Source organism: Nocardioides nanhaiensis (genome assembly GCF_039542785.1).
Lineage (GTDB): Bacteria > Actinomycetota > Actinomycetes > Propionibacteriales > Nocardioidaceae > Nocardioides > Nocardioides nanhaiensis.
Window position 1 is genome coordinate 406,321 of sequence record NZ_BAABIM010000004.1, and the last position, 26,915, is coordinate 433,235.

Genomic DNA, 26,915 nt, shown 5'->3' on the forward strand with positions numbered 1-26,915 from the left:
GGGTCAGGCGCGCCGGGTCCGGAGCAGCGCCATCATGGCCAGGACGAGCGCGGCCAGCCCCGCCACGAGACCGGCGATGCCCAGCACCACGCCGTTGTTGCCCTCCTCGTCGTCCACGGCGACCGGGCGTCCGGTCTGCCCGACCTGCTCCCCGGTCGACTCACTGGTCGCGGAGGTCGCGGCCGCGGTCTCGGCGCCGGCCTCGGTGACGGTCATGGTCGGGGCGGGACGCTCGAGCTCGTCGGGGTCCTGGCCCTCGGCCGCCAGCTCGGTCCAGCCGGTCTCGCCCTCGGTGCAGCGCTGCACCACCGGCCAGGCCAGGGTCTCGCCGGCCGCCTCCTCCGGCAGCTGGAGCGAGAGCTCCATCGCCGCGCGGTAGCCGTCGGGCACGGGGGTGTCGGCGGTGTAGACGATCTGGGCCACCCGCTCGGTGTACTCGCCGCCGTGGCCGTCGGAGACCGGCTCGGCCAGCTGCTCCATCTGCTTCTCGACCGTCCAGCCGGCCAGCTCGGTGGGAGCCACCGAGATGACGGGCTCGGGCACCTGGATGGCGAGCTCGCGGGTCGGCGAGCCCTCGCAACCGTGACCGAAGGCGAAGGTCAGGACCTCGTAGGAGCCGGCCTCGGTGCCGGAGGGGGTCACGGTCACGTGGGCGGAGGCCGGGCCGGCCACCACGGCGGAGAGTGCCGTCAGCGTGAGTGCGGCACCTGCCACGGGCAGGGTGCGCAGGGTCGTTCGTCGTGCGGTCATGGGTGTGTCCTCGTCTGTGCGTGTCTGTGTGTGCGCAGGGTGCGCAGGAGTACCCGGCGAGGTCGCCGGGATGGGTGGGTCGGCGTGCGTCGTCAGAGCGACGCGACCGCCACCGGTGGACCGCGCAGCGGGGAGACGAGCAGGGGACGCTGTTGGAGCCTGACGACGACCCGGCGTGCCGCGGGCGGCGCCGAGGGCACCGCCGGCGGGGGCAGCAGCGCGGCGTCGGCCACCTCGACGACGACCCGCACCACGCGGGCGCGCAGGTCCCAGGCCACGGCCGTGACGACGGCGCCGGCCAGGTGCGCGAGCAGCATCGGCAGGTCGAGGCCCGCGACCGCGCCCGACCCCGCGGCGTGCGTCGCGTGGGCAGCGTGGGCAGCGTGCTCGCCGGCCGCGAGCGTGTGCATCCAGGCGTGCAGCAGCAGCTGGGCCGCCACCAGCAGCGGCAGGGCCACCGCCAGTCGCACCCGGCCGCGCAGCACCGCGACGCCGCAGACCGTCATCAGCACGGCGACGGCGGCCAGCCACCCCGCCCCCGGCAGACTGCCGCCCGCCAGGGAGTGGGCCAGGACCACCACGAGCAAGGTCTCGGCCGTGCAGCGCGCCGAGCGCCACCACGCGCCGGGGCGCGCCAGCTCGCGCACCGAGACTCCCGAGACCACGGGCAGCACTATGCCAGGAGCGGACCCGAGAACCGCAACGACGTCAGCGACGCACCAGCACCCGCTCGGGGGCCAGCCGGGAGGCGGGGGCGGTCAGGCTGCGCAGGTGGATGTTCTGCAGCAGACCGACGGCGAGCAGGCCGGCGAACATCGAGCTGCCACCGTAGGAGACGAAGGGCAGCGGCACGCCGGTGACCGGCATGATGCCCAGGCACATGCCGATGTTCTGGAAGGCCTGGAAGCCGAACCAGCAGGCGATGCCGGCGGCGGCGACGCGGCCGAAGAGGTCGTCGGTGCGACTGGCGATGCGCAGCGCACGCCACAGCACCACGCCGAGCAGCGCGATCAGCAGCCCGGCTCCCACCAGGCCGAGCTCCTCGCCGGCCACGGTGAACACGAAGTCGGTGTGCTGCTCGGGCACGAAGCCCGACCGGGTCTGCGAGCCGTCGAAGAGCCCCTGGCCGAACCAGCCGCCGTTGCCGACGGCGATGCGGGCCTGCTCCACGTTGTAGCCCGCGCCGCGGGGGTCGAGGTCGGGGTTGGTGAAGGCCAGGAAGCGGTCCACCTGGTAGGCCTTGAGGAAGCCGCTGGCCACGGCGGCGCCCGCGGCGGCCACCCCGCCCCCGGCCAGCAGCAGCAACCAGCGCCGCGGTGTGCCGGCGGCGGCCAGCACACCGAAGACCGTGGCGGTGAGCACCAGCATCGTGCCGAGGTCGGGCTGCAGCAGGATCAAGGTGGCGGGCACGGCGGCGACCGCGAGCATCGAGACCACCTCGCCGGGGCCGACGTCGGTGCGCCAGCGCCCCTCGGAGCGCTCGGCCAGCACCAGCGCCATGCCGATCACCGCGGCCAGCTTGGCGAACTCCGAGGGCTGCAGCGAGAGCCCACCCAGCATCAGCCAGGAGCGCGAGCCGTTGACGGTCGTGCCCATCACCAGCACGAGCACGAGCCCGACCACGGACGCCACGTAGACGATCGGCGCGAGCAGGCGCACCCAGCGGTGGTCGGTGGCGAGCACCCCCACCAGCAGGCCGAGACCGAGACCCACGTTGACGACCTGCTTCCACAGGTACGCCTGCGGGTCCCCGCCGGTCAGGTCCTCCCGCGTGGACGTGGCCGACCAGACCAGCAGCGTGCCCAGCAGGCACAGGCCCAGCACGGCACCGAGCAGCAGCCAGTCCAGACGGCGCCAGTCGACGGCGGCGAGGCCCCCGGCGGGGCGTCGTCCGGGGGCACGGGTGGTGACCATCAGCGGTCCTCCTGCGACGACTCGTCCTCGGAGCGGGCCGGCGGCAGGATCGAGCCGTCGCGGCGGAACTGGGGCAGCTCGCGCGGCGGCGTCGTGCCGGGGATCGCGGCGGCGTCGGGCACGACCTGCTCACCCTCGATGCCGTACAGCGCCTCGTAGATCGCGCGGATGCCCGGGCCCGAGGTGCCCGAGCCGGTGCCGCCCTGGCTGACCATCATCACGACCACGTAGTCGTCGCTGTAGGAGGCCACCCACGAGGTCGACTGCTTGCCGTACACCTCGGCCGAGCCCGTCTTGCTGCGCACCCGCACCTGCTCGAGCGGGAAGCCACCCAGGCGCCACGACATCGTGCCGACACTGCTCACGTTCATCAGCGCGGAGTCGATGTAGTCGATGACCGACGCCGGCAGGTCGAGCGTGCCGCTGGCCTTCGGGGCGATCCGGCGGATCACGGTGCCGTCGGGCGCCACCACGGCCTTGCCGATGCGCGGCTCGTAGAGCGTGCCGCCGTTGGCGATCGCGCCGTAGGCGCGGGCCAGCTGCAGCGGGGTGACGATCGTGTCGCCCTGACCGATGGAGAAGTTGACGGCGTCGCCGGCGCGGTAGGCGAAGCCCTCGATGCAGAACTCGCCCGCGAAGGTGTAGACGAAGTCGCTCAGCCCGGCGTTGTCCGGGTGGTCGCGCGGCTTGTCGGCGATACCGCAGTAGTAGTCCTTCTGCGACTCGTAGTAGGCGCGCTTCCAGCGCCGGTCGGCGATCCGCCCCGGCGCCTCGCCGGGCAGGTCGATGCCGGTCTCGGAGCCGAAGCCGAACTCCTTGGCCTCGGCCACGAGCGGGTCGGGGGCGTCGACGTCGTCGACGTCGGAGCCCAGGCGCGACCAGAAGTCGTAGCCGATCCGGTAGAAGAAGGTGTTGCAGCTGACCTCGAGCGCCTTGGCGAAGGTGATGTAGCCGTAGGCGCCGGACTCGTAGTTCTTGAAGTCGCGGTTGCCCACCCGGAAGGCCGAGGAGCAGTCGAGCATCGTGTCGGTGCTGTAGCCGTGGGTGAGCGCCGCGGCGGTCATGAACGGCTTCCAGGTCGAGCCGGGAGCGAACTGCCCCTGGGTGGCACGACCGAGCAGCGGGGTGCCGGCGCGCTCGGAGTAGAGCCGGGCCAGCTCCTTCTCGCCGATGCCGCCGACCCACACCCCCGGGTCGTACGTGGGCTGGCTGGCCATCGCGACGACCCGCCCGGTGTCGGCCTCGAGCACCACCGCGGCGCCGGAGTCGGCCTCGTAGTTGCGGCCCGTGACGGTGTCGCGGGTGGCGCGGGCGGTCTCGATGGCCAGCGCCAGCTGCTCCTCGACGACGCTCTGCACGCGGGCGTCGATCGAGGTGACGAGCGTGTCGCCGGGCTGGCTGCGCACCTCGCCGTCGTCGCCGAGCACCCGACCCATGGAGTCGACGGCGACCTCGCGGTAGCCCGGCATGCCGCGCAACCACTGGTCGTACTGCTGCTCGACACCGGCACGCCCCACCACCGAGGCGCCGTTGACCGAGCGGTCCCCGGCCTCCTCGGCGCTGTCCAGCTCGGTCTCGGTGACCGGGCTGAGGTAGCCGAGCACGTGCGCGGCGTTGATGCCGAACGGCTGGGGGTAGGCGCGCACGCTGCGCCGGTCGACCACCACGGCCGGGAAGTCCTCGGGCTGCTCGAGGATGCGCAGCGCCACCGACTGGCGCACGTCCTGGGCCACCGGCACGGGCTGGAAGGGCGAGCCGTTCCAGCAGGTGCCGGCCACGCTCCCCTCCTCGCCGCAGGTGACCAGGCGTCGCTCGATGCGCGGCAGCCGGACCCCGACCTCCTCGGAGACCCGCTTCAGCAGGCGGGTGCGGTCACGGTCCTCGAGCCGGTCCAGGACGCCGCGGTCGACCGAGACCACCCACGAGAGGCGGTTGGTGACCAGCGGGCGGCCCTGGTCGTCGACGATCAGGCCGCGGTCGGGCTGGACGACGACCTCGCGCACCGACTGCGCGGCCGCGCGGGCCGCGTACTCCTCGCCGCTGGCGACCTGCAGGTAGTAGAGGCGCACCAGCAGCGTGGCGAACAGCGAGAAGACCAGGGCCTGCACCACCACGATCCGCAGCCGGCTGCGGCGCGCGGCCGCGCCGTCGGCGCTCATCCGGCCCGCTCCGGCTCGAGCCGCCCGAGCGCGCGCGTGACCAGCGGGATCACCAGGGGTGCGAGCAGCAGGTCCCACACGAGCGCCACCAGCACGACGGTCAGCAGGTCGGGCACCGCCATCGGCGGGTCGCGCAGCACGATGCCGCTGAGCGCGAACACCGAGGTGCCGAGGAAGGAGCAGGCCGCCACCGTGGCCAGCACCAGCAGGGTCGGGGTGCGCCCGTCGGGCCCGCGGCCCAGGTCGGGGGTGCGCGAGTCCTGCGCCACGCGGCCGGCCACGTAGCCCACCACCAGCAGCGCCAGGGCCCAGCGACCCGCGACGTGGTCGGCGGGCGGGGTGAGGTCGAGGAGCACGCCGCCGGCGAAGCCGACGACCATGCCCACCTGGGGGCCGCGGGCCAGGCCGGCGGCCACGGCCACGAGGAGGACGACGTCGGGCACGACGCCGCGCCAGGCCAGCTCGGGGAAGACCGAGACCTGCAGCACCACGGCCACCGCGAGGGCCAGGCCGAGCACCACGCCTCGCGCCGCCGTCATCGCAACTTCCCATCGGGCTCGATGACGGCGCGGTCGCTGGTGCTGCCCGAGGGCACCACCACGCCGACGATGTCGAGGGCGGTCATGTCGACGAAGGGCTCGACCTCGACCCGCTGGGTCTGGTCGCGCAGGCTGGTGAAGACCGCCGTCACGCGGCCCACCGGGATGTCGGCCACGTAGGGCGCACCGCCCTCGCTCCCCCACGTGACGACGTCGTCGCCGCGGCGGGGGCGGACGCCGCCGTCGACCAGCTCGAGGTCGAGTCCGGCCTGCTCGCCCGCGCCGCCGCGGCCGGTGAGCATGCCCACCTCCATGCTCTGCCCCATCCGGGCACCGACGGTGGAGTCGGCGTCGGTGATGAGCAGGACGGTGGCGGTGGTGCGGGTGACGCGCAGCACGCGGCCCACGAGGCCCTCGGGGGCGACGACGGTCTGGTCGGGGCTGAGGCCGGCGTCGGAGCCGGCGTCGATGGTGATCGTGGAGGAGAAGTCCTGGGCAGCACCCATCCCGACGACGCGCGCGGGCACCAGGGCGTAGCCGAGCGAGCCGGCCCGGGTCATCAGGTCCTCGTACTCGGCCAGCCGGTTGCGGTCGAGGTCGCTGGTGCGCTCCAGGGTGCGCAGCTCGGCGTTCTCGGCCTCGAGAGCGGTGATCTGCTCCTCGAGCGCGCTGCGGCTGCGGAAGAACTCGGGCACGGCGGCGACGGGGCGCACCAGCGCGGAGGCGCCGGCCTGGGCCGGGCCGAGCACCTCGCCCACCACGGCGCGGGCGGGGTCGAGCACGGGGTCGGTGGCGTCGTTGGCGTCGAGCGCCATCATCGTGGCGCAGGCCAGGACCAGGGCGGCCACCAGCCCGCGCGGGGGGCGACCGGGCGTGCGGTCCTCGGGGCCGGAGCCGAGAGGTCGCCGGCCGGGCCGGCCGGGTCGGGGATCACCGGTGCGGGGGGCGCGCTCGAGCAGGGCCATCAACGACCCCTCCGGTCGGTCACGAGCACCTGCTGCAGCGCCTCGAACTCCTCCACGCAGCGTCCGGCACCCTGGGCCACCGAGGTCAGCGGCGACTCGGCGACGTGCACGGGCATCCCGGTCTCGTGGCGCAGCCGCTCGTCGAGACCGCGCAGCAGGGCGCCGCCGCCGGTGAGCACGATGCCGCGGTCCATGATGTCGCCGGCGAGCTCGGGCGGGGTCTGGTCCAGCGTGCTGCGGACGGCGTCGACGATGGCGTGCAGCGGCTCCTCGAGCGCCTGGCGCACCTCGGCCGCGCTGACCTCGAGCGTGCGGGGCAGCCCGGAGACCAGGTCGCGGCCGCGCACCTCGGCGGTGGGCTCCTGCGCCGTCGGCCAGGCGCTGCCGAGGGTCATCTTGACCTCCTCGGCGGTGCGCTCGCCCAGCATCAGGGCGTGCTCCTTCTTCATCCACGCCACGATCGCGGCGTCCAGCTCGTCGCCGGCGGTGCGGATGGAGAGCGAGGTGACGATGCCGCCCAGGGAGATGACGGCGACCTCGGTGGTACCGCCCCCGACGTCGACCACCATGTTGCCGGTGGCGCGGTGCACGGGCAGGCCGGCGCCGATCGCGGCGGCCATGGGCTCCTCGACGATGTACACGCGGCGCGCGCCGGCCTGGTAGCCGGCCTCCTTGACCGCGCGCTGCTCCACCGGCGTGATGCCGCTGGGCACGCAGATGACCATGCGGGGCTTGGCCAGGTACCGGCGGCGGTGCACCCGCTGGATGAAGAAGCGCAGCATCTGCTCGGTGGCGTCGAAGTCGGCGATGACGCCGTCCTTGAGCGGCCGGATCGCGGAGATCCCGTCGGGGGTGCGCCCGATCATCCGCTTGGCCTCGTGCCCGACGGCCAGCACCTCACCGGTCGAGTCGTCGATGGCCACCACGCTCGGCTCGTCGAGGAGGACCCCGCGCCGGCGCACGTAGACCAGGGTGTTCGCGGTGCCCAGGTCGACCGCCATGTCACGGCCGATGACGCTGTTCGCCATGGGGTAGCCCTCGCGTGCTCGTGCTCGCGCGCTCGGGGAAGGGTGGTGCGGCACGACGCGCGCGCGAGGCCGCCGTGTGCTGGAAGGCTAGGTTCCAGCGGCCCCCGCACGGCGCAGGCACGCCGTGACGGGTGTGTCGGGTGTGGTTCGTGGGGTTTCTGGGATCTGCGGCGTTCCCCCGTACTCGTGGGAACACCCAACTTCGCGACCACACGCCTCACGCGGCCGTCCGCACCGAGGAGCGGCCCCTCAGCCGGTGCGGCCCTCCCAGGCGTCGCGGTCCTCGGCGGGCACCTCCACGCAGGGCCCGGCGAGGTCGAGCAGCAGGTAGCGGCCCTGGGCGGGCAGCTCGGAGAACCGGACGTCGACACCGCCCGACGTCGGACCGCCCAGGGTGCGGCCGCCCGGCCGCTCCCCCGGCTCCGCAGCCACGCCGGCCGCGTCGAGCACCGGCCCCACCGCGCCGAGCAGCGAGGCGGGCGCTGCGGCGCCGGCGTCGACGCGCACGGAGAGCACGTACCGGAAGTCGCGGTGCCCCTCGGGGAAGACGGCCGTGCACCCCTCGAAGCGACCGGCGGGCTCGCCCGCCGCGCCGTCGACGGCGCTGGCCGCGCCCGCCGCCAGCTCGACGCCGAGGGCGCGCACCGACTCCCGCTGCGACTCCAGCCTCACCCGGGCATCGGGCGCATCACTGCTCATCTCGCCACCTCCCCCACCATCCTCGCCCGCCGCGCCGCAGGCGACCAGGACAGCCGGCGCAGCCAGGACAGCCACGGCGGCCATGACGCAGAGCAGCCCCGCCACGCGACCCGGCCGGGCCATCGGCCTCACCGGGTGGTCGTCGTCGTGGGCTCGCGGTCGCGCTCGGGGTCCTGGACGCCGGAGTGCCACGGGTCGGTCCTGGGCTCGGCGAGCTGCACCTGGTCGTAGTTGCCGTTGACCACCTGGCTGATGTTGTGCAGCGACTCCGAGCCGTGCTCGAAGTACAGCGAGTGCTGGTCGAACCAGGGCACCGAGCCGCGGGAGGGGTCCTCGGCCTGGAAGCGCTGCCCGCCGAAGTCGTCCTCGGTCGGGTCGTCGCCCAGGCCCCCGCCGCCCAGGGTCTCCAGGTGCACCGCCCCGTGGTTGCCGAGCATCGCGATCGGGTCGCGGCTGTTGGCGCCGGCCCACACGTGGTCGGGGTCGATGCCGGTGTCGCTCACGTGGTCGGTGTCGCCGCCGACGCCGGGGCTGCCCACGAACACCAGGTCGTCGGTGTCGAGGTCGTGCCCCTCGGCGGCGTGGCCGGTGGTGGTGGAGCCGTAGCTGTGGCCCACCGTGGTCAGGTGCGCGGGGTCGTCCTCGCGGGTGGCGCGCAGCCCGTCCACGGTGTCGGCCAGCCGCTCGCCGCCCTCCTGTGCCGCCGCCTCGGTGGCCACCCCGGCGCCGTCCCAGCCCTCACCGGTCCACGGCAGGTTGTCGGGCGCGTCGTAGCCGATCCAGAACATCGTGGCGTTGCTCTGGCTGGGGTCCAGGTAGCGGCTGGACTCGTACAGGGTGGCGGCACGGTCGGCCTGGTAGGGCGCGCTCTGACCGTCGGTGCCGAAGCCGGGCACGACGACGGCCACGTTGTCGGCGGTGTCGAGGTCGCCGGCCGAGATCGCCACCGCCCCGTCGCCGTCGAAGGCACCGGGGTCGTAGAGGTAGAGCTGCGGCGTGATCGGCTCGCCGGTCACCGGATCGGTGCGCCCCCCGATCGCCTCCCGGGCCCGGTCGGCTGCCCGGGCGTTCTCAAGCAGCTGCCGCTCGGCGTCGGTCAGCAGCCCACGCTCCTCCAGCAGCGCCCCGTCGGCGAGGTCGCGGTCGAGCGCCACGGAGTTGGCGGCGTTCCGGTCGGCGGCGGGGATGCCGTCGCGGTTGCCGACGGCGCCGGGCGCGGCGACGAACAGTGCCAGCTGCTGCTCGCGGGTCAGGCCCTCCCACCAGTCGCTGACCCGCTCGGGGGACGCTCCGGAGGGCGGCATCGTCGAGAGCGCCACGTCTGCGGGATCCTCCGCGGCGCCCCAGGTCTGCTCCACCTGCTCGGCGGTCGTCGACGCCTCGAAGGCCGCCACCATCGCGCGCTCCTCGGCGGCGACGTCGCCGGTCCAGGCGGTGGCGTCCTCCTCCCAGGTGCGCACCGCGCGGCCGATCCGCTCGCAGTCCTGCGCCAACCGGTCGACCTCGGCCGGGTCGGTCGGCGGCGTCGCGGCCTGCTCGCGCAGCAGCGCCACCTGCATCACCAGGTGACGACGTCGCTCGTCGAGGTCGGTGCGCCGCTCGCGCAGCGCCTCGAGCTCCCCGGCGTGCTGCTCGACCCGACGACCGACCGACCGCAGCGCCAGGCTCATCGCGTCGGCCCGCTCTCCCTGCGGCGCCACCTCGGCGTGGTAGGCCACCGCCGTGTCGCCGGTCCAGCCCGGCAGCCGGGCGTCGCCGGCCGCGAAGCTGCCCAGGTCGTCGACCTGTGCGGAGGCGGCGAGCAGCTGCCCGGCGCACTCGCGCACACCACCGGGGTCGGCCACCAGCGCCGGCAGCGTCGCAGGCATCGGGGGCAGCAGGATCGTGGTCATCGCACCTCCTGCACGAAGGGCCGCAGGGCCTCGACGTCGCCGCGCGCGTCACCGTCGGCGGCCACCACGTCGGCGATCACGGCACGCAACCCGTCGGCGCGAGCCTCGGCGCCGCGACCCAGCGCGTCGCAGTGCTGCTCCCACGCCTCGGCGAAGCGTCGGGCGGCACCGCGGACGCCGGTGGCGAAGCCGGCCAGCGGCGCCCCGGCCACCTGGTCCGCCGCGGCCGCGAGGTCGAGGTGCTGCTCGTCCCAGCGGCGCGAGAGCCGGCCGACCTCCTCCGGCACGACCTCCATCAGCGCACCTCCCCCGCCACCCACCGGCGGGCGGCCTCAACCCCGACGGTGAGCGGCGGCCCGGTCAGCACGACCAGCACGAGGCCGCTCGCCGGAGGAGCCGCGTGGGTGAGGCTGAGGTCGACGTCGTCGAGCACGCCGGTCACCCGGCCGACGGCGCCCGGCTCGCCCGCCACCCGGGCAGCCCAGCCCAGACGGCTCAGCGCGCTGGCCAGTCGATGCACGAGGTCGGGCTCGGCCTCGCTCGTGCCCCGCAGCCGCACCAGCCCGCGCACCTGCGCCTCGGTGCCGCCGAAGGCGGGCGCGGCGGCCGCCACCGGCGCCAGGTCCGGCACCAGCGGAGCCAGGGCGGAGCGCACCCGCGCCTGCGCCAGCTCGACGGCGGCCAGGCGCGCCCGGACCTCGGCGTCGTCACCCTCGGTGGCCCGGTGGGTGGGCGCCGGCTCCTCGGGCGGCAGCAGCACGACGTCGACGTCGGGGTGCCGGCGTCGCAACGCCGCGAAGAGCGGGTCGGACGAGGTCTCGTCGTCGGTGCGCAGCAGCCTCATGACGAGAGAGCCTTGCCGGGCTCACGGGATCCGAAACCCGGGGCCTCACGGCCTGTGGAGGACGGCCCGTCAGGCCGCCCCCCACCTCACAGGTCGGGGAACCAGATGCCGATCTCGCGCTCGGCGGACTCCGTGGAGTCCGAGCCGTGCACCAGGTTCTCGCGGTTGGAGAGCGCCAGGTCGCCGCGGATGGTGCCGGGCGCGGCCTTGCGGCCGTCGGTGGCACCGTTGAGCGACCGCACGACCTCGATCGCCTCGTCACCCTCGAGCACCAGCGCCACCAGCGGCCCGCTGGTCACGAAGTCGCGCAGCGGCGGGTAGAAGTCGCGCTCGACGTGCTCGGCGTAGTGGGTGTCGGCCAGCTCCGCGTCCACGTGGCGCAGCTGCATCGCCACGAGCGTGAGTCCCTTGGCCTCGAAGCGCGCCAGCACCTGGCCCACCAGGCCGCGGCGGACGGTGTCGGGCTTGAGCAGGACCAGGGTGCGCTGGGTCATGGCGCGCACCCTACCCAGCCCGCTCCCCCGCCCTCGCGCGCAGGCGCTCCACGTGGGCGACGACGTCGTCCGGGACAGGAGCGACCGCGTCCGTCGCGGCCTCGACCTCCCCGACCATCCGGTGCAGCGGCACGGTGCCCGCCCAGCCGCCCGCTGCCACGTCCTCGGGCTCGTCGACCGGTCCGCCGGCGCGGGTCTTGAGCGAGGCCTCGGCCAGCGGCACCGCCAGCAGCGCCGTGGCCGCCAGCTCGCGCCGGGTGGGCGCGCGCAGCGTGGCGGCCCGCCCGGGCACCACGTGGTCGACGGTCAGGTCGAGGGCGTGCGCCCGCTCGCGCCCCTCGGTCACCGCCCGCGCCCGGCCGATCACCACGGCGCAGCGGTAGTTCATCGAGTGGTGGAAGCCCGAGCGCGCCAGGACCAGGCCGTCCACCTCGGTGACCGTGACGCACACCGTCGCTCCGGCGGCCGCGCCGAGCCAGCCGGCCGCCGCGGAGGCGTGCACGTAGAGCGTGCCGCCCTCGTCCGGACCCTCGGGGTCGACCGCGAACGCCACCGGCAGCACCACCGGGTGGTCGCCGACGACGACGCCGAGGTGGGCCACCGGCGCCTCGGTGAGCAGCTGCAGCAGCGCGGCACGGCCACCGGGACCGCCGTGCATCCGGTGGCGCGAGCGGGTGGCGGTGGTGCGGGGCGTGGGCGAGAGGGGGGCGTCGGTGGTCACGGCTCTACCCTGGTGGCCGAGTGGCCTGCCGGCACGGGCCACTTCGGCTTCACTTCACCCAGCCACTTTCGGACCGCCGAGGAGCCCTCGTGCCCACCCTGCCGCTGACGCTCCAGCGGGGAGCAGCGCCGCTGACCGCGCAGCTCGCCGACCAGGTCCGGGAGCTGTGCGCGTCGGGCGCGCTGTCCGCCGGGCACCGGATGCCGAGCACCCGCGCGCTCGCCGCCGAGCTCGGGGTCTCGCGCTCCGTCGTCGAGCAGGCCTACGACCAGCTGGTCGCGGAGGCCTGGCTCGAGGGTCGGCGCGGGGCCGGCACCTTCGTCGCAGCGACGGCGGGGATCCGGCCCCGCTCGAGCGGGCCGGGAGCGCCCCCGCGATCGGCCCGCACCGCCCCCGCGGGACCCGTCGTCCGGCTCGACGCCGGCACGCCCTGGATCGACCCCCGGCACGCCGCGGGCTGGCGCCGGGCCTGGCGTGAGGTCTCCACCGCCACCGCGCCGCGCGGCTACGACGACCCGCGCGGCCTCCCGGCGCTGCGCGTCGCGCTGGCCGACCGGCTGGCCCGCACCCGCGGGCTGGTGGTCGACCCCGAGGAGCTCGTGGTCACGTGCGGCACCACCGACGGGCTGCGCCACCTGCTCGGCGCCGTGCCGCCGGGCCCGGTGGGCGTCGAGGACCCCGGGTACCGCGCGGCGGTCGAGACCGCCCGCGCCCAGGGCCGACCGGTGCGCGACCTGCCGGCGACACTGCCGCTCGGCGAGGAGCAGCTGCACGGGCTGTCGGCGGTCTACACGACGCCGGCCCACCAGCACCCGCTCGGGCGCGTGATGGGCGCCGCCGAGCGGACGACGCTGCTCGGCGCCGCGGCGACCACGGGAGCCGTCGTCGTCGAGGACGACTACGACTCCGAGTTCCGCTACGACGTGGCCCCGGTGCCCGCGCTGGCGGCCCTGGACCGCGAGCACGTGGCGTACCTGGGCACGGCCGCCAAGTCGGTCGCGCCCAGCCTGCGGCTGGGCTGGCTGGTGCCGCCGCCCGCCCTCGGCCCGGCCGTCGAGCGCCGTCGGGCGATCACCCACGACGCCGCACCCTGGCCCGTGCAGCGCGCGTTCCTCGCGCTGCTGCGCGAGGGCTACCTGGACCGGGTGGTGCGCAGCGCACGCCGGGTCTACGCCGAGCGAGCACCGCGCGTGGCCGCGGCGCTGGCCCCTCACGCCGAGGCCGCGGGCCCGAGCGCCGGCATGTACTCCACCTGGCTGATGCCGCACGACCGGGCGGTCGCCGCCCGCGAGTCGGCGCTCGCGGGCGGCTACCAGGTCAACCTGCTGGCCGACTACTGCCGCAGCTCACCGCTGACCGGTCTGGTCGTCGGGTTCGGCGGCGTCACCGACACCGAGCTCGACACCGCCCTGGCGCTGCTGGTCCGGGGGCTCGAGCAGGCTCAGGCACCGAAGAGCAGGTAGAGGCCCCCGAAGGTGTAGAGCACCATCACCGCGAGCAGCCCCAGCTGCCCGGTCACGTGCAGCCGCGCGGGCAGCAGCCGCAGCGCCCGGTCGTGCGCCGCGATCACCCCCACCACGTGGCCCAGCACGATCGCCAGCACCTTGACCGTCGCCAGGAAGGTCGGGTGCTCGGAGAGCCAGTAGTTGATCTGCAGGTCCGCGGTGCCGAACAGGTTCGCCCCGGTGACCATCGGGTCGCTCATCTGGGCCAGCGTCCGCTGCCCCACCTCGACGAAGAAGGTGAGGTAGTGGGCCACCATGTAGCCCACGACGATCGGCACCACCGAGTGCGCCATCCGTCGCGGCACCAGCCGCCGGTCCTCCACCTCGCGCGGCAGGAACCCGGTCGCCAGCGTGAAGACCGCCCCCACGAGGACCGCGAACCCCAGCAGCATGCCGGTGTCCACCAGGGTGGGCTGCGAGATGGTCTGGCTGAACCGGACCCAGGTGGGTGACTCCCGGTAGGAGTCCCAGGCGGTGCTGCCCAGCAGCACCGCCACGGTGGCCACCAGCCCGGGGGCCGGCTCGATCCGGGTCAGGTTCCGCAGCGGGCTGGTCACGACCAGCCGGCCCTGCTCGTCGCGGCCCCAGACCGAGAGGTGCGCCAGCAGCGTGCTGTACACCTCGAACGGGTCGGCGCGCTCGAGCCATCGGTCGCCGAACAGGGCGCCCCCCACCAGCATCGCGGCGAGGTAGATCACGAACCACAGCCGCACCGGGCCCAGGTAGGTCGAGAGCGGGTAGACCAGCTCGAGCCAGACGAACGCGAAGAGCCCCACGGCCGCGGGCCAGTAGCCCACCCACCGCGGCAGCTCCAGGACGCCCCGGCCGGGGTCGGAGCCGGTCAGGCGCGCCACCACCAGGTGCAGGGTGCGTGCCGGGCTGATCGCCCGGTAGAACCGCCCGAACAGCAGCGAGGCGGGCACGATGCCCACCCACAGCCACACGTAGAACACCCCGAAGGTCGGGTTGCTCAGCAGGTCCGGGCCGAGCACCGCGGCGTAGGCGGTGTAGCCGAAGACGAGCAGCCCCAGCACCCGCAGGGTGATCGCGAACGCGGCGCCGTCGAGCACCGCGGCGAACCGCTCGGGGACGAGCGCCCGGCGGGTGCCGTCCTCGAGCACCGAGCGCCGCCACGCCAGCAGCAGCACCGCGAAGGAGACCACCAGGGCGGCGGTGCCGCCCAGGATCGCGAAGTTGGCCGGGATCGGCAGGTCGGACCCGCCGCCCAGCCCGTGGGCGTAGGTCACCGGACCGTCAGCAGCGCGATGACGGCGCCGCTCTCGTGCTCCTCGATCTCCACCGAGCCCGGGGTCTCGATGACCAGCTCGCTCTCGGTGTTGCCGGCCTCGAAGTCGACGTACTGCTCGGGCTTGGCGTGCACGTGCAGCTCACCGGCGCGGTCGGAGGAGATGTTGAGGGTCAGCGGCTGGCCCACCTCGACCTCGAGGGTCTCGGCGTTGGGGGTGACCTGGTCGCCCTCGACCGAGATGTCGATGCTCGGGCCGGCCGGCTCGGCGGGCTCGCTGGTGTCGGTCTCACCGGCCGACTCGCTGGTCGACTCACTGGCCGACCCGCTGGGGGTCGGACTGGCCGACTCACTGGCCGAGGCACTCGGCGAGCTCTCGGTCGCCGAGCCGGCGGTGTCGTCGTCGGAGCCGCAGGCGCTCAGCGCGAGCACGAGGGCGGCCACGGCAGCGGGGGCCGCCAGGCGGCGGGAACGGGTGGAGCTGGATCGGCTGGAACGGCTGGAACGGGTCGTGCGCATGGGTGGATCTCCCTCGTCGGGTCGGTCGGGTGGGGTCTGGTCGGGTGCGGCACCTGGCCGCTCGTGCCGACGCGCTGCCCGCACCCGGGTGGACCCGGGACGGGGGCGTCAGGCGAGCGCGACCACCGGCGGCCCGCGGCGCGCCAGCGCACCGAGCAGCGGCGCCGGGAGCGCCGCGCGGGGACGGGTGCGGGGGCGGGGCCGGTGCACCGGTACGAGCGCCGGGCGCCCGTGCAGGCGCGCGAACGCCACCAGCATCGCCAGCACCGCGACGGCGGTGGTGCCCAGCAGGCACACCAGCGACCACAGCGCGCGCTCACCGGCGGCCAGCCACAGGGCGACGCCGGCCGCGGCCACCAGGTGCGCGATCGCCATCAGGGCGTGCGGCCCGGTGAGGTCGGCCACCACGTGGCCCACCACGTCGTCGAGCCACGCCGGCGTGGCCGATGTGGTGGCGTCGCCGCCGGCCCCGGGAGTGGTGACCTCGTAGAGGTCGCGCAGCGAGCCGCGGCGGGCACCGGCGTCGGCGAGGGTCGAGGTCGGCAGCGCCGCTGCCGCCATGCCCTCGGACGCCGTGAGGGGGCCGCCCGTGCCCTGACCGCGGTGCCCGGCCAGCGCGGTGAGCACCACGTGCACCGCCGCCTGGCCGCCGGCCACCAGCAGCACCAGCCGCCTGGTCGAGGCGGGCCCGGCCAGCGCGGCGGCGTGCAGCAGGGTCAGTCCCGCCGCCAGCACGAGGAGCACCGCCGGCGCCGGGAGCAGGCCACCGGCGGCCACGTGGGTGCCGGCCCCGAAGCCGGCCACCACCGCGGTGAGCACGAGGGCGCGCAGCAGCCGGACGGCGGCGCCGGCGCGCAGCGGAGCGGTGGTCACGGCCTCACGTCCGCCTGGCCGCCCGCCTGGTCGGGCCCGTCGTCCGTCGCGGGCTGGGACTCGGGGTGGGGACCCTCCCCCGACTCGTAGGCCGCCCAGGCGGCGGCGCGTTCGCGCTCGATCTTGCGACCCAGGAAGTCGGCGGTGCCCCACAGCAGCGCGAAGATGCCGCCGAGCACGAACATGATCGGCAGCACCAGGCCCAGGCCGATCGCCCAGGCCTGCAGCAGCCACCCCAGCTGGTAACCCCACTCGGCGCGCAGCAGGCCGGCCACCAGCAGGCAGGCCACCATCAGCCCCAGACCGACGGCGAGGGCGGCACCGGTGCTCACCTCGGTGAGCGTGATCATCACCGGGGTGGTGAGACCGAGCGTGATCGCCTCGAGCGAGAGCACCGCGGCGCACATGCCGCGGCGCGGCGAGCGCTCGGCAGGGCGCGGGGCCGGGGCGGGGGGCGGGGCGGCGGCGTCGGTCATCGCCCGCCTCCCAGCAGGCCACGGGCCTCCCCGACGGTCACCACCGAGCCGGTCACGAGCACCGCTCCCGAGCCGAGCGGGTCCCCGTAGGCCTCGCCGGCCTCGGCCAGGCCGGTCGCCTCGTCGAGCGCGTCGGCCAGGCGGGGCGCGACGCTGACGCGGTCCTCGCCGTAGATCTCGCGGGCCACCTCGGCCAGCCGCTCGGCCGGCATCGCGCGCGTCGTCGAGCTCTGGGTGCAGACCACGTGGCGCAGGTGGGGCTCGAAGGCCGCGAGCACCCCGTCGGCGTCCTTGTCGCCCATCACCCCGATCACCCCGATCAGCGGGGAGAACTGGAAGGAGTCCTCCAGCGCGGCGGCGGTGGCGCGGGCGCCGGCGGGGTTGTGGGCGGCGTCGAGCACGATCGTCGGGCTGCGCCGCACCACCTCGAGGCGGCCCGGCGAGCTGGTCTCGGCGAAGGCGGCCCGCACCAGCTCGTCGTCGAGGGGCTGGTCGCCGGCGAAGGCCTCCACCGCGGCCAGTGCCACGGCGGCGTTCTGCGCCTGGTGGGCGCCGTAGAGCGGCAGGAACAGCTCCTCGTAGGTGGCGCGCAGCCCCTGCAGCGTGAGCACCTGACCCCCGACGGCGGCAGCGCGGCGCAGCACGCCGAACTCGACGCCCTCGCGGGCGACGGCGGCGCCGACCTCCTTGGCCCGCGCGGTCAGCACCGTGGCTGCTGCCGGCTCCTGGCTGGCCAGCACGGCGGTGCAGCCCGGCTTGAGGATGCCGGCCTTCTCGGCGGCGATCGCCTCGATGGTCTCGCCCAGGTAGACGGCGTGGTCGAGCGCCACGGGCAGCACCACCGCGACGGTGGCGTCGACGACGTTGGTGGCGTCCCAGGAGCCGCCCATCCCGACCTCGACGACGGCGACGTCGACGGGCGCGTCGGCGAAGGCCGCGTAGGCCATGCCCACGACCGTCTCGAAGAAGGACAGCGGGTGCTCGGAGGCGGCGTCGACCAGGTGGGTGTAGGGCGCGACGTCGTTGAAGGCCCGCACGAAGGCCTCGTCGTCCAGCGGCGCGCCGTCGATGCTGATCCGCTCGGTGATCGACTCCACGTGCGGGGAGGTGAAGCGACCGGTGCGCAGGTCGAGCGCGCGCAGCAGGGCGTCGATCATGCGCGCGGTGGAGGTCTTGCCGTTGGTGCCGGTGAGGTGGATGACGGGGTAGCTGCGCTGCGGGTCCCCGAGCACCTCGGTGAACGCGCGGATGCGGTCGAGCGAGGGCTCCAGGCGGGTCTCCGGCCAGCGCGAGAGCAGCGCGTCCTCCACCTCGGCCAGCGTCTGGGCCAGGCGGGGTGCGTCGGGCGCGCCGTTCTCGGGGCTCGCGGAGTTCTGGGTCATCACTCCCGAGTCTAGGGAGGTCGCGGCGTCGAGCCGACTCCGCGCGGGTGTGACGCGCACCCCGGCACGGGTCTGGAACGCGTTCTAGTTTACCTCTAGGGTCCGGGGATGGCACTCGTGAGCACCCGGTGAGGACCCGATGAGGACGCAGGCGGCCGTGGTGGAGCACCAGGGCGGCGACTTCGTGCTCACCGAGGTGGAGATGGAGCCGCCGCGCGAGGACGAGGTGCTCGTGCGGATGGTGGCCACCGGTCTGTGCCACACCGACCTGACGCTGCGCGGCTTCCTGCCCGAGGAGATGTTCCCGACCGTGCTCGGCCACGAGGGCGCGGGGGTCGTGGAGGCCGTCGGCGCGGCGGTCGGGGGGATCGCCGTCGGCGACCACGTGGTGATGAGCTTCCGCTCCTGCCGCGCCTGCTCCCGCTGCACCGCCGGCGAGGTGGGCTACTGCGAGTCCTCGCTGCTGCTCAACTACATGGGCATGCGCATGGACGGCTCCACCTACCTCAGCCGCGACGGCGCCCCGCTGTTCGGCAGCTTCTTCGGCCAGTCCAGCCTGGCCCGGCACGCCCTCGCCTACGCCGACAACTGCGTGGTGGTCGACCCCGCGCTCGACCTCGCGCTGCTGGCCCCGTTCGGCTGTGGCTACCAGACGGGGGTCGGCACCGTCCTCAACGTCCTCCGGCCCACCCCGACCGACTCGCTGGTGGTCTACGGCGCGGGCGCGGTGGGCCTCGCCGCCGTCGCCGCGGCGCAGTCGGTCGGCACCGGCACGCTCGTCGCCGTCGACCTGCAACCGTCACGGCTCGCCGAGGCCGAGCGCCTGGGGGCCGTGCCGCTGGACGTCACCGGGCTCGGTGCCGAGGAGGTCGTGCAGGCCGTCCGCGACCTGACCGCCGGCGGGGCCAGCTGCGCGATCGACACGACCGCCGTGCCGAGCGTCGTCCGGCAGGGCATGCAGGCGCTCGCGACGCGAGGCACCCTGGTGGCGCTCGGGCTCGGAGCGGAGGAGTACCCGGTCGACGCCACCGACCTGCTGCAGGGCGGCAAGCGGCTGATGAGCAGCCTCGAGGGCGACTCCGACCCGCAGACGATGGTGCCGCGGATGATCGAGATGCGCGCGCACGGCCTGCTCGACCTCGACCCGCTCGTGGCCACCTACGACGCCCTCGACATCGGCACCGCCGTCGCGGACGTGGAGGCCGCCCGGGCGATCAAGCCCGTCCTGGTCTGGTGACCGCGGAACTGGTGTGAGCGAGCACGGTCGCGACTCCTAGGATTCAGCCATGACCGAGACCACTTCGCAGGCCACCGACCCGACGAGCACGCCCGAGCGTGCCGTCGCGGTACCGGAGAAGCCCGCGCTCGAGGGTCTCGAGGCGACCTGGGCGCAGCGCTGGAAGGAGCAGGGCACCTACGCCTTCGACCGCAGCCGACCGCGGGCCGAGGTGTACTCCATCGACACCCCGCCGCCGACCGTCAGCGGCAGCCTGCACGTGGGCCACGTCTTCTCCTACACCCACACCGACCTGATCGCGCGCTTCCAGCGGATGCGTGGCAAGACCGTCTTCTACCCGATGGGCTGGGACGACAACGGCCTGCCGACCGAGCGTCGGGTGCAGAACTACTTCGGCGTCCGCTGCGACCCGAGCCTGCCCTACGACGCCGACTTCACCCCGCCGGAGAAGCCGGACCCCAAGAAGCAGGTGCCGATCAGCCGACCCAACTTCGTGGAGCTGTGCGAGCGGCTGGTCGAGGAGGACGAGCAGGTCTTCGAGTCGCTGTGGCGCACGCTGGGCCTCTCAGTCGACTGGAGCCAGACCTACACGACCATCGGTCCGAAGGCCCAGGCCGTCAGCCAGCGCGCCTTCCTGCGCAACGTCGCCCGCGGCGAGGCCTACCTGCAGGAGGCCCCCACCCTGTGGGACGTCACCTTCCAGACCGCCGTGGCCCAGGCCGAGCTGGAGGCGCGCGACTACCCCGGCGCCTACCACCGGGTCGCCTACCGTCGCGCCGACGGCACCGCGGTGCACGTCGAGACCACCCGCCCCGAGCTGATCGCCAGCGTGGTCGCGCTGATCGCGCACCCCGACGACGAGCGCTACCAGCCGCTCTTCGGGACCACCGTGAGCAGTCCGGTCTTCGGCGTCGAGGTGCCGGTGCTCGCGCACCCGGCCGCCGAGATGGACAAGGGCGCCGGCATCGCCATGTGCTGCACCTTCGGCGACCTGACCGACGTCACCTGGTGGCGCGAGCTCGACCTGCCGGTGCGCACCGTCATCGGCCGCGACGGCCGCTTCACCCGCGAGACGCCCGAGTGGCTGGCCGGCGAGCAGGCCGCGACCGCGTACGCCGAGCTGGCCGGCAAGACCGTCTTCTCGGCCCGCGAGGCCATGGTCGCCGCGCTGCGCGAGAGCGGTGATCTCGACGGCGAGCCGAAGGCCATCCAGCGCAAGGCCAACTTCTACGAGAAGGGCGACAAGCCGCTCGAGATCGTGGCCACGCGCCAGTGGTACATCCGCAACGGCGGCCGGGACACCGCGCTGCGCACCGAGATGCTCGAGCGCGGCGGCGAGATCCGCTGGCTGCCCGCCCACATGCGCCACCGCTACGACAACTGGGTCGGGGGCCTCAACGGTGACTGGCTGATCTCCCGCCAGCGCTTCTTCGGCATCCCGTTCCCGGCCTGGTACCCGCTCGACGACGACGGCGAGCCCGACTACGCCCACCCGCTGCTGCCCTCCGAGGTCGAGCTGCCCGTGGACCCCTCCACCCAGGCCCCCCGCGGCTACACCGAGGACCAGCGCGGCAAGCCGGGCGGCTTCCTGGGCGACCCCGACGTCATGGACACCTGGGCCACCTCCTCGCTGACCCCGCAGATCGCGGGCGGCTGGGAGACCGACGACGACCTGTGGCAGCGGGTCTTCCCGATGGACCTGGCCACCCAGGCCCACGACATCATCCGCACCTGGCTCTTCTCGCGCGTCGTGCGCGCGCACTACGAGAACGGCGTCGTGCCGTGGTCGCACGCGCTGATCTCGGGCTTCATCGTCGACCCCGACCGCAAGAAGATGTCGAAGTCCAAGGGCAACGTCGTCGTCCCCAACGAGATCCTCGACAAGTACGGCGCCGACGCCGTGCGCTGGCGCGCCGCCATCGCCCGCCCGGGCCTGGACTCCCCCTTCGACGAGACCCAGATGAAGGTGGGGCGCCGCCTCGCGCTCAAGGTGCTCAACGTCGCCAAGTTCGTGCTCGGCAACGTGGGCGCCACCCGGCCCGACGCCGTCGCCGTCAGCGCGCCGGTGGACTGCGCCCTGCTCGGCCGGCTGCGCGGCGTCATCGCCAAGTCCACCGACGCCTTCGAGGCCTACGACTACACCACCGCGCTCGAGACCACCGAGAAGTTCTTCTGGGAGTTCTGCGACGACTACGTGGAGCTGGTCAAGGAGCGCGCCTACGACCCCGAGGGCGGCGCCGGCACCGAGTCCGCCCAGGCGACGCTCGCGCTGACCCTCGACGTGCTCACCCGGCTGCTCGCGCCGTTCCTGCCCTACGCCACCGAGGAGGTCTGGTCGTGGTGGCACGAGGGCTCGGTGCACCGCGCCCCGTGGCCGCAGGTCACCGAGCTCGGCTCGGCCGCCGCTGCCGACCCCGCCGCCGTCGCAGCGGTGGCCACCGTGCTGACCCGGGTCCGAGGTGCGAAGTCCCAGGCCAAGGTCTCGATGCGCGCCGAGGTGGCGCAGGTCGAGGTCCGGGGGCCGCAGAAGCTGCTCGACGCCGTCGCCGACGCCGAGAGCGACCTGCGGTCCGCGGGCAAGATCGTGGGTGACCTCGTGCTCACGCCCGACGAGACCGTGGGCGAGCTCGCGGTGGAGACCCGGTTGGTCGAGGCCTGAGCCGGCCCGGGGCCCGGGCTGTCAGCGACAGGGCTGCAGCGCGCGTCGCGGCGGGTGCCGCCGCGCCCGCTCGCGGCACAGCGGCTCCGCCGACGGGGGCTGCGCGCCCGGCGTGAGGGGCGTGGCCGGCGGTGACGGAAGCGTCGACGTCGGGTCAGGGACCACCGGCACCGGGACGGGCGGGCTGACGGCGGTCAGGCCGCGCCCGGGCAGGTCGGGACGCTCACCCTGCTCGGGCTCGAGCCCCTCGTGGGTGCTGGGGCCCTGGGTCGGCGGCCCGCTCTCGGGCAGCGCCTCCGTGCCGTCACCGGCGGGGCCGTCGGGCTGCTCGCCGGAGGGCGCGGAGCCCCAGGCCAGCAGCGGCGCCGAGCCCGTGCCCGGCTGCGGCACGGCGGTGCCGTCGTCGGTGGAGGGCGAACCCGACGGGGACCCGGTGGCGGCCGACCCCGACGACGTGTCGAGCTCGTCGTCGCGGTCGACCGACGGGGCGGAGTCGTCCCGAGACGCGTCGACGTCGTGGGTGGCCCGCTCCTCGGGGGTCGTGGGCTGCGTGGAGCCGGGGGTCTCGCTACCTGCGACGCCGGGCGAGCGCGCGCCCAGCACGAGGTCGCGATCACCGGCGTCGACCCGCATGGAGTCCACCACGACCAGGGTGCAGATCATCGCGACCAGCACGAAGACCAGCAGGGGTGCTTTCTGGTTGCGGCTCACACGCTCACGGCGCCTCTCGTCGTCCGGCCCGGCCCCGAGCGGACCGACGTCCCGCCGCTGGAGGGCGTCGGTGCCGATGATTGTTCCGTCTCGCCCCCGCCGGGGCGACCGCCCGGTCGGAGAATGACTACCAAACGGCTCGTTGTGACTAGCCGTACTAGTCACCGTGCCGACAAGGGCACGGGTGACGCAGGACGAGCCTGGGTCAGGCGGACTTCTTCTTCTTGACCTCGGGCTCGCGCGGCACGAGCGTCGGGGCCACCTCGTGGAGCACGGTGTCGTCGGTGACGATGACCTTGGCGACGTCTCCGCGCGAGGGCACCTCGTACATCACGTGGAGGAGCACCTCCTCGATGATCGCGCGCAGGCCGCGGGCACCGGTGCCGCGCTCGAGCGCCTTCTCGGCGATCGCGTCGACGGCCTCGGGGGTGAACTCCAGCTCGACGCCGTCGAGCTCGAAGAGCTTCTGGTACTGCTTGACCAGCGCGTTGCGCGGCTCGGTGAGGATCGCGACCAGCGCCTCGCGGTCGAGCTTGCTCACGCTGGCGATCAGCGGCAGGCGACCGATGAACTCGGGGATCAGACCGAACTTGGTGAGGTCCTCGGGCCGCACCATGGCCAGCAGGTCCTGCTCGGCGCGCTCGGCCTCGCCACGCACCTCGGCGGTGAAGCCGAGGGTCTTCTTGCCGACGCGCTGCTCGACGATCTGCTCGAGACCGGCGAACGCGCCGCCCACCACGAACAGGATGTTGGTGGTGTCGATCTGGATGAACTCCTGGTGCGGGTGCTTGCGCCCGCCCTGCGGCGGCACCGAGGCGGAGGTGCCCTCGATGATCTTGAGCAGGGCCTGCTGGACACCCTCACCGGAGACGTCGCGGGTGATCGAGGGGTTCTCGGCCTTGCGGGCCACCTTGTCGATCTCGTCGATGTAGATGATCCCGGTCTCGGCCTTCTTGACGTCGTAGTCGGCCGCCTGGATCAACTTGAGCAGGATGTTCTCGACGTCCTCGCCGACGTAGCCGGCCTCGGTCAGCGCCGTCGCGTCGGCGATGGCGAACGGGACGTTGAGCATCCGGGCCAGGGTCTGGGCCAGGTAGGTCTTGCCGCAGCCGGTGGGGCCGATGACGAGGATGTTGGACTTGGCGACCTCGACGACCTCCTCCTTGCTGTGCTTGCCCGAGCCCGCGCTACCGGGCTGGAGACCGGCCTGCACCCGCTTGTAGTGGTTGTAGACCGCGACCGCGAGCGACTTCTTGGCCTGCTCCTGGCCGATCACGTAGGAGTTGAGGAAGTCGAAGATCTCGCGGGGCTTGGGCAGCTCGTCGAGGCTGACCTCGCCGCCCTCGCTCAGCTCCTCCTCGATGATCTCGTTGCACAGGTCGATGCACTCGTCGCAGATGTAGACGCCGGGGCCGGCGATCAGCTTCTTGACCTGCTTCTGGCTCTTGCCGCAGAACGAGCACTTGAGCAGGTCGCCTCCGTCACCGATGCGTGCCACCGAGGTTCCTCCTACTGATCGAGCGTGCAGTGCGTGCAGAGCAGGTCGAGCGGGTCGAGCGAGGGGTGCTGCGGGCGAGCCCCCCGACCGTACCCCGCGCCACCCCCGGCGCGGGGGTGGACACGGAGTCGGGTCGCAGAGTCTCGCCGAGGGCCTCAGGCCAGGGCGGGGACGGCCTTGCGCGACTCGATGACCGAGTCGATGAGCCCGTACTCGACCGCGGCCTCCGCGGTGAGGATCTTGTCGCGCTCGATGTCGCGGCTGACCTGCTCGAGGTCGCGGCCGCTGTGCTTGCTGATCATCTGCTCGAGCATCTCGCGCATGCGGATGATCTCGTTGGCCTGGATCTCGATGTCGGAGGTCTGGCCGAACGTGCCCTCGGTGTAGGGCTGGTGGATCAGGATCCGGCTGCTGGGCAGCGCCATCCGCTTGCCGGGCGTGCCGGCCGCCAGCAGGATCGCGGCCGCCGAGGCCGCCTGGCCCAGGCACACGGTCTGCACGTCGGGCTTGATGAAGTGCATCGTGTCGTAGATGGCGGTCAGCGCCGTGATGGAGCCGCCCGGGGAGTTGATGTAGATGCTGATGTCCTGGTCGGGGTTCATCGACTCCAGGCACATGAGCTGTGCCATGACGGCGTTGGCGACGTCGTCGGAGATCGGCGTGCCGAGGAAGATGATGCGCTCCTCGAAGAGCTTGCCGTAGGGGTCGATGCGGCGGAACCCGTAGGAGGTCCGCTCCTCCCACTGGGGGATGTAGTAGTTCATGGTGTCCTCAGCTGTCCTTGTTGTGGGCGGGGCGGCCCTCGTCGGCGGCCTCGCGGGCGCTCTTGACGACCTGGTCGACGAGGCCGTACTCGAGCGCCTCCTGGGCGGTGAACCAACGGTCGCGGTCGGCGTCGGCGGTGACCTGCTCGACGCTCTGGCCGGTGTGCTCGGAGATGAGCTCGAGCAGGACCTTCTTGATGTGCAGCGACTGCTGGGCCTGGATCTTGATGTCGGAGGCCGAGCCGCCCATGCCCGAGGAGGGCTGGTGCATCATGATCCGCGCGTGCGGCAGGGCGTAGCGCTTGCCCTTGGTGCCGGCACAGAGCAGGAACTGGCCCATCGAGGCGGCCAGGCCCATGCCCACCGTGGCCACGTCGTTGGGGATGTAGTTCATGGTGTCGTAGATCGCCATGCCGGCGTCGACCGAGCCACCGGGCGAGTTGATGTGCAGGAAGATGTCGGCCTCGGGGTCCTCGGCCGAGAGCAGCAGCAGCTGCGCGCAGATGGCGTTGGCGTTCTGGTCGCGCACCTCGGATCCCAGGAACACGATCCGCTCGCGCAGCAGACGCTGGTAGATGTGGTCGTCGAGGACGTTGAGCCCCGGCGCGCCGCTCATGCGCGGGAGGGCCTCGGACGGGTTGGTCTGGTTCACGTGCTCGACCCTAGCCCGTGGCACCGACGCATCCACGGGAGATCCCGGGGTGTTCGCCGACGGCGGAACGCGGGCAGCGGGCCGGGCGGGTGCGACGTCAGGCCAGCCACTGCGCGAGCGCCTCGTGGACGCGCGGGTGGTTGAGCAGCCCGAAGTGGTCGGTGCCACCGACGTGCAGCACGTCGGCGTCGGGGAAGAGCCGCCGCCCGCTGCGGTCGGTGCCGTAGGCCGAGCGCGGGCGCACCAGCAGGTCACCCACGAGGTTGCCTACGGGGTGGCGCCGCGCGGCGGTCAGCGTGGCGCACACCAGGTGGTAGCGCGCGTGCGGCAGCGGCGGCACGTCGTCGGTCAGCCCGGCGACCAGGTCGTGCACGCCCGCGCTGCGCCAGTCCAGGATCCGGCCGAAGGCCGCCGTCTCGGGCAGCAGGCCGAGACCCCGGCTGCCGTGGCCGATCCCCCAGGCGATGGGAGCGCCCAGGTGCGGGGTGCCCAGCGTGACGACGTCGCTGACCAGCGAGGTCCAGTCGGTCCACGAGGCGGGGGCGCCGGGCGGCGGCTCCGCGGCGACCGCGCCCGAGGCGCGCACGACCAGTCCACCCATGGAGTGCCCCACCAGCGCGACCCGCTCCACGGGCACCGGCCACGCCTCGGTGACCCGCTGCAGCAGCGAGGTGAGGGCGACGCCGTTCTCGCGCAGGCCCAGCCCGGTGTTCACGCGCAGCAGCACGGGCGTCCAGCCCAGCGCCTCCAGCGCCTCGGGGTAGGTGGTGCCGGTGCGCTCGCGGTGCAGCTGCCAGTAGGCCTCGTTCTCGCACAGGCCGTGCAGCAGGACGACCAGTCGGGGTGTGGCGGCGGGGAACGCCGCGCGCAGCCCCGCGGCGTCGGGCTCGACGTCGCGACCCCCGGCACGGACCGCCATCGGGATGGCCATCTGCGGCCGCTCGCGCAGCAGCTTGTCGCCGATCAGTCCGTTGACCGCGGAGCTGACGAACCGACCCCGCGGGTCGTCCTCCAGGCGGGGGCCGACGCCGGTGGCCGCCAGCCGGTCCAGGCCCGTGGACGCGGCCCGCAGACCGGTGCCGAGCCCGCCGTAGACCGCGGACGCGATGCCGCGGTGCACCGCGCCGGGCACCGCCGAGGTGCCGCCGGTGACGCGGTCGAGCAGACCGTGCACCCGGTCGGTGACGGCGAGATGGGTGTCGCGCACGCTGCGCACCCCCAGCTCGTCGGCCACCTGGCTCAGCAGCGAGAGCGCGTCGAGCACGGTGGGGCCGGGGGCCGGGTGGCTCGCGGTCGCGGTACCGGTCGGGCTGGCGGTCATGGCTGGATCCTACCGCTTCAGTGAACGCACGTGCACTCAATCCGTGCAGCAGCGCCCGGCACGGCCC

26 protein-coding genes are annotated in these 26,915 nt (G+C 74.0%); 3 read left to right on the plus strand and 23 right to left on the minus strand.

Annotated elements, in window-relative coordinates; genetic code table 11:
• Window positions 1-3: 3 nt before the first annotated feature.
• The 13 genes from ABD948_RS18940 to ABD948_RS19000 all read right to left on the minus strand — a co-directional run bounded on the left by ABD948_RS18940 (window position 4) and on the right by ABD948_RS19000 (window position 12,005).
• A complete protein-coding gene (locus ABD948_RS18940; protein ID WP_345269083.1) occupies window positions 4-750 on the minus strand; it encodes a YcnI family copper-binding membrane protein in 747 nt (248 codons plus the stop codon).
• Window positions 751-842: 92 nt separating this feature from the next.
• Window positions 843-1,415 (minus strand): hypothetical protein, encoded by a 573-nt coding sequence (locus ABD948_RS18945; protein ID WP_345269088.1) that lies wholly within the window; start codon window positions 1,413-1,415, stop codon window positions 843-845.
• 43 nt (window positions 1,416-1,458) lie between these two features.
• Entirely contained in the window at window positions 1,459-2,664 is a 1,206-nt protein-coding gene (gene rodA, locus ABD948_RS18950) for a rod shape-determining protein RodA (protein ID WP_345269093.1), read from the minus strand.
• Window positions 2,664-4,823 carry a penicillin-binding protein 2 gene (gene mrdA / locus ABD948_RS18955; RefSeq protein ID WP_345269100.1) on the minus strand — a complete coding sequence of 720 codons (2,160 nt, stop codon included), beginning with the start codon at window positions 4,821-4,823 and terminating at the stop codon, window positions 2,664-2,666. Before mrdA ends, rodA begins: the two co-directional genes overlap by 1 nt.
• Entirely contained in the window at window positions 4,820-5,362 is a 543-nt protein-coding gene (gene mreD, locus ABD948_RS18960; protein ID WP_345269110.1) for a rod shape-determining protein MreD, read from the minus strand. The genes mrdA and mreD overlap by 4 nt, the downstream gene beginning before the upstream one ends.
• Window positions 5,359-6,327, minus strand: a complete 969-nt coding sequence (gene mreC / locus ABD948_RS18965; protein WP_345269121.1) for a rod shape-determining protein MreC — start codon at window positions 6,325-6,327, stop codon at window positions 5,359-5,361. The genes mreD and mreC overlap by 4 nt, the downstream gene beginning before the upstream one ends.
• Window positions 6,327-7,355, minus strand: a complete 1,029-nt coding sequence (locus ABD948_RS18970) for a rod shape-determining protein (RefSeq protein ID WP_345269136.1) — start codon at window positions 7,353-7,355, stop codon at window positions 6,327-6,329. Before ABD948_RS18970 ends, mreC begins: the two co-directional genes overlap by 1 nt.
• Window positions 7,356-7,604: 249 nt before the next feature.
• Window positions 7,605-8,054: a hypothetical protein gene (locus tag ABD948_RS18975; RefSeq protein WP_345269158.1), complete on the minus strand. Its 450-nt coding sequence runs from the start codon at window positions 8,052-8,054 to the stop codon at window positions 7,605-7,607.
• Between the two features lie 128 nt (window positions 8,055-8,182).
• Complete coding sequence (locus ABD948_RS18980; protein WP_345269164.1) at window positions 8,183-9,946, minus strand: alpha/beta hydrolase; 1,764 nt, start codon at window positions 9,944-9,946, stop codon at window positions 8,183-8,185.
• Window positions 9,943-10,242 carry a hypothetical protein gene (locus ABD948_RS18985; protein ID WP_345269171.1) on the minus strand — a complete coding sequence of 100 codons (300 nt, stop codon included), beginning with the start codon at window positions 10,240-10,242 and terminating at the stop codon, window positions 9,943-9,945. Before ABD948_RS18985 ends, ABD948_RS18980 begins: the two co-directional genes overlap by 4 nt.
• Complete coding sequence (locus ABD948_RS18990) at window positions 10,242-10,790, minus strand: hypothetical protein (protein ID WP_345269176.1); 549 nt, start codon at window positions 10,788-10,790, stop codon at window positions 10,242-10,244. Before ABD948_RS18990 ends, ABD948_RS18985 begins: the two co-directional genes overlap by 1 nt.
• A gap of 86 nt (window positions 10,791-10,876) precedes the next feature.
• Window positions 10,877-11,284 carry a nucleoside-diphosphate kinase gene (ndk, locus tag ABD948_RS18995; RefSeq protein ID WP_345269182.1) on the minus strand — a complete coding sequence of 136 codons (408 nt, stop codon included), beginning with the start codon at window positions 11,282-11,284 and terminating at the stop codon, window positions 10,877-10,879.
• A 10-nt stretch (window positions 11,285-11,294) separates the two neighbouring features.
• Window positions 11,295-12,005, minus strand: coding sequence for a pyridoxamine 5'-phosphate oxidase family protein (locus tag ABD948_RS19000; RefSeq protein WP_345269188.1), 711 nt, complete (start codon window positions 12,003-12,005; stop codon window positions 11,295-11,297).
• 89 nt (window positions 12,006-12,094) lie between these two features.
• On the opposite strand from ABD948_RS19000, the gene ABD948_RS19005 reads away from it, so the two are divergent.
• Entirely contained in the window at window positions 12,095-13,468 is a 1,374-nt protein-coding gene (locus ABD948_RS19005; protein ID WP_345269196.1) for an aminotransferase-like domain-containing protein, read from the plus strand.
• Here the strand turns inward: ABD948_RS19005 and ABD948_RS19010 are convergent.
• The 5 genes from ABD948_RS19010 to folC all read right to left on the minus strand — a co-directional run bounded on the left by ABD948_RS19010 (window position 13,447) and on the right by folC (window position 18,006).
• Window positions 13,447-14,757, minus strand: coding sequence for a hypothetical protein (locus ABD948_RS19010; protein WP_345269204.1), 1,311 nt, complete (start codon window positions 14,755-14,757; stop codon window positions 13,447-13,449). The genes ABD948_RS19005 and ABD948_RS19010 overlap by 22 nt on opposite strands.
• Window positions 14,754-15,275 (minus strand): hypothetical protein, encoded by a 522-nt coding sequence (locus ABD948_RS19015; protein WP_345269215.1) that lies wholly within the window; start codon window positions 15,273-15,275, stop codon window positions 14,754-14,756. Before ABD948_RS19015 ends, ABD948_RS19010 begins: the two co-directional genes overlap by 4 nt.
• 108 nt (window positions 15,276-15,383) lie before the next feature.
• Entirely contained in the window at window positions 15,384-16,148 is a 765-nt protein-coding gene (locus ABD948_RS19020) for a hypothetical protein (protein ID WP_345269219.1), read from the minus strand.
• Window positions 16,145-16,624 carry a DUF4233 domain-containing protein gene (locus tag ABD948_RS19025; RefSeq protein WP_345269226.1) on the minus strand — a complete coding sequence of 160 codons (480 nt, stop codon included), beginning with the start codon at window positions 16,622-16,624 and terminating at the stop codon, window positions 16,145-16,147. Before ABD948_RS19025 ends, ABD948_RS19020 begins: the two co-directional genes overlap by 4 nt.
• Window positions 16,621-18,006, minus strand: a complete 1,386-nt coding sequence (folC, locus tag ABD948_RS19030) for a bifunctional tetrahydrofolate synthase/dihydrofolate synthase (protein WP_345269231.1) — start codon at window positions 18,004-18,006, stop codon at window positions 16,621-16,623. Before folC ends, ABD948_RS19025 begins: the two co-directional genes overlap by 4 nt.
• A 139-nt stretch (window positions 18,007-18,145) precedes the next feature.
• Here folC and ABD948_RS19035 point away from each other — a divergent pair, with 139 nt between their 5' ends.
• Together ABD948_RS19035 and valS are read left to right on the plus strand one after the other, a co-directional pair.
• Window positions 18,146-19,243, plus strand: coding sequence for an NAD(P)-dependent alcohol dehydrogenase (locus ABD948_RS19035; RefSeq protein WP_345269236.1), 1,098 nt, complete (start codon window positions 18,146-18,148; stop codon window positions 19,241-19,243).
• A 49-nt stretch (window positions 19,244-19,292) separates the two neighbouring features.
• A complete protein-coding gene (valS, locus tag ABD948_RS19040; RefSeq protein WP_345269244.1) occupies window positions 19,293-21,902 on the plus strand; it encodes a valine--tRNA ligase in 2,610 nt (869 codons plus the stop codon).
• 21 nt (window positions 21,903-21,923) lie between these two features.
• On the opposite strand, the gene ABD948_RS19045 is transcribed toward valS, so the two are convergent.
• The 5 genes from ABD948_RS19045 to ABD948_RS19065 all read right to left on the minus strand — a co-directional run bounded on the left by ABD948_RS19045 (window position 21,924) and on the right by ABD948_RS19065 (window position 26,848).
• Complete coding sequence (locus ABD948_RS19045) at window positions 21,924-22,613, minus strand: ICP22 family protein (protein WP_345269249.1); 690 nt, start codon at window positions 22,611-22,613, stop codon at window positions 21,924-21,926.
• Between the two features lie 205 nt (window positions 22,614-22,818).
• On the minus strand, window positions 22,819-24,111 hold the full coding sequence (gene clpX / locus ABD948_RS19050; protein WP_345269255.1) for an ATP-dependent Clp protease ATP-binding subunit ClpX: 1,293 nt from the start codon (window positions 24,109-24,111) through the stop codon (window positions 22,819-22,821).
• Between the two features lie 155 nt (window positions 24,112-24,266).
• Window positions 24,267-24,875, minus strand: coding sequence for an ATP-dependent Clp protease proteolytic subunit (locus ABD948_RS19055; RefSeq protein WP_345269262.1), 609 nt, complete (start codon window positions 24,873-24,875; stop codon window positions 24,267-24,269).
• A gap of 7 nt (window positions 24,876-24,882) precedes the next feature.
• On the minus strand, window positions 24,883-25,491 hold the full coding sequence (locus ABD948_RS19060; RefSeq protein WP_345270427.1) for an ATP-dependent Clp protease proteolytic subunit: 609 nt from the start codon (window positions 25,489-25,491) through the stop codon (window positions 24,883-24,885).
• 133 nt (window positions 25,492-25,624) lie between these two features.
• Entirely contained in the window at window positions 25,625-26,848 is a 1,224-nt protein-coding gene (locus ABD948_RS19065) for an esterase/lipase family protein (RefSeq protein ID WP_345269269.1), read from the minus strand.
• Between the last annotated feature and the right edge of the window lie 67 nt (window positions 26,849-26,915).

Excerpts from the sequence above, each read along its gene's own strand:
- ABD948_RS18940 (WP_345269083.1), bottom strand. The coding sequence starts at position 750 with ATGACCGCACGACGAACGACCCTGCGCACCCTGCCCGTGGCAGGTGCC.
- folC (WP_345269231.1), bottom strand. The coding sequence starts at position 18,006 with ATGACCCAGAACTCCGCGAGCCCCGAGAACGGCGCGCCCGACGCACCC.
- ABD948_RS18975 (WP_345269158.1), bottom strand. The coding sequence starts at position 8,054 with ATGAGCAGTGATGCGCCCGATGCCCGGGTGAGGCTGGAGTCGCAGCGG.
- ABD948_RS19055 (WP_345269262.1), bottom strand. The coding sequence starts at position 24,875 with ATGAACTACTACATCCCCCAGTGGGAGGAGCGGACCTCCTACGGGTTC.
- ABD948_RS19035 (WP_345269236.1), top strand. The coding sequence starts at position 18,146 with ATGAGGACGCAGGCGGCCGTGGTGGAGCACCAGGGCGGCGACTTCGTG.
- ABD948_RS19060 (WP_345270427.1), bottom strand. The coding sequence starts at position 25,491 with ATGAGCGGCGCGCCGGGGCTCAACGTCCTCGACGACCACATCTACCAG.
- valS (WP_345269244.1), top strand. The coding sequence starts at position 19,293 with ATGACCGAGACCACTTCGCAGGCCACCGACCCGACGAGCACGCCCGAG.
- ndk (WP_345269182.1), bottom strand. The coding sequence starts at position 11,284 with ATGACCCAGCGCACCCTGGTCCTGCTCAAGCCCGACACCGTCCGCCGC.
- ABD948_RS19015 (WP_345269215.1), bottom strand. The coding sequence starts at position 15,275 with ATGCGCACGACCCGTTCCAGCCGTTCCAGCCGATCCAGCTCCACCCGT.
- ABD948_RS18990 (WP_345269176.1), bottom strand. The coding sequence starts at position 10,790 with ATGAGGCTGCTGCGCACCGACGACGAGACCTCGTCCGACCCGCTCTTC.
- ABD948_RS18985 (WP_345269171.1), bottom strand. The coding sequence starts at position 10,242 with ATGGAGGTCGTGCCGGAGGAGGTCGGCCGGCTCTCGCGCCGCTGGGAC.
- mrdA (WP_345269100.1), bottom strand. The coding sequence starts at position 4,823 with ATGAGCGCCGACGGCGCGGCCGCGCGCCGCAGCCGGCTGCGGATCGTG.
- mreC (WP_345269121.1), bottom strand. The coding sequence starts at position 6,327 with ATGGCCCTGCTCGAGCGCGCCCCCCGCACCGGTGATCCCCGACCCGGC.
- ABD948_RS19025 (WP_345269226.1), bottom strand. The coding sequence starts at position 16,624 with ATGACCGACGCCGCCGCCCCGCCCCCCGCCCCGGCCCCGCGCCCTGCC.
- ABD948_RS18980 (WP_345269164.1), bottom strand. The coding sequence starts at position 9,946 with ATGACCACGATCCTGCTGCCCCCGATGCCTGCGACGCTGCCGGCGCTG.
- ABD948_RS19065 (WP_345269269.1), bottom strand. The coding sequence starts at position 26,848 with ATGACCGCCAGCCCGACCGGTACCGCGACCGCGAGCCACCCGGCCCCC.
- mreD (WP_345269110.1), bottom strand. The coding sequence starts at position 5,362 with ATGACGGCGGCGCGAGGCGTGGTGCTCGGCCTGGCCCTCGCGGTGGCC.
- ABD948_RS18970 (WP_345269136.1), bottom strand. The coding sequence starts at position 7,355 with ATGGCGAACAGCGTCATCGGCCGTGACATGGCGGTCGACCTGGGCACC.
- rodA (WP_345269093.1), bottom strand. The coding sequence starts at position 2,664 with ATGGTCACCACCCGTGCCCCCGGACGACGCCCCGCCGGGGGCCTCGCC.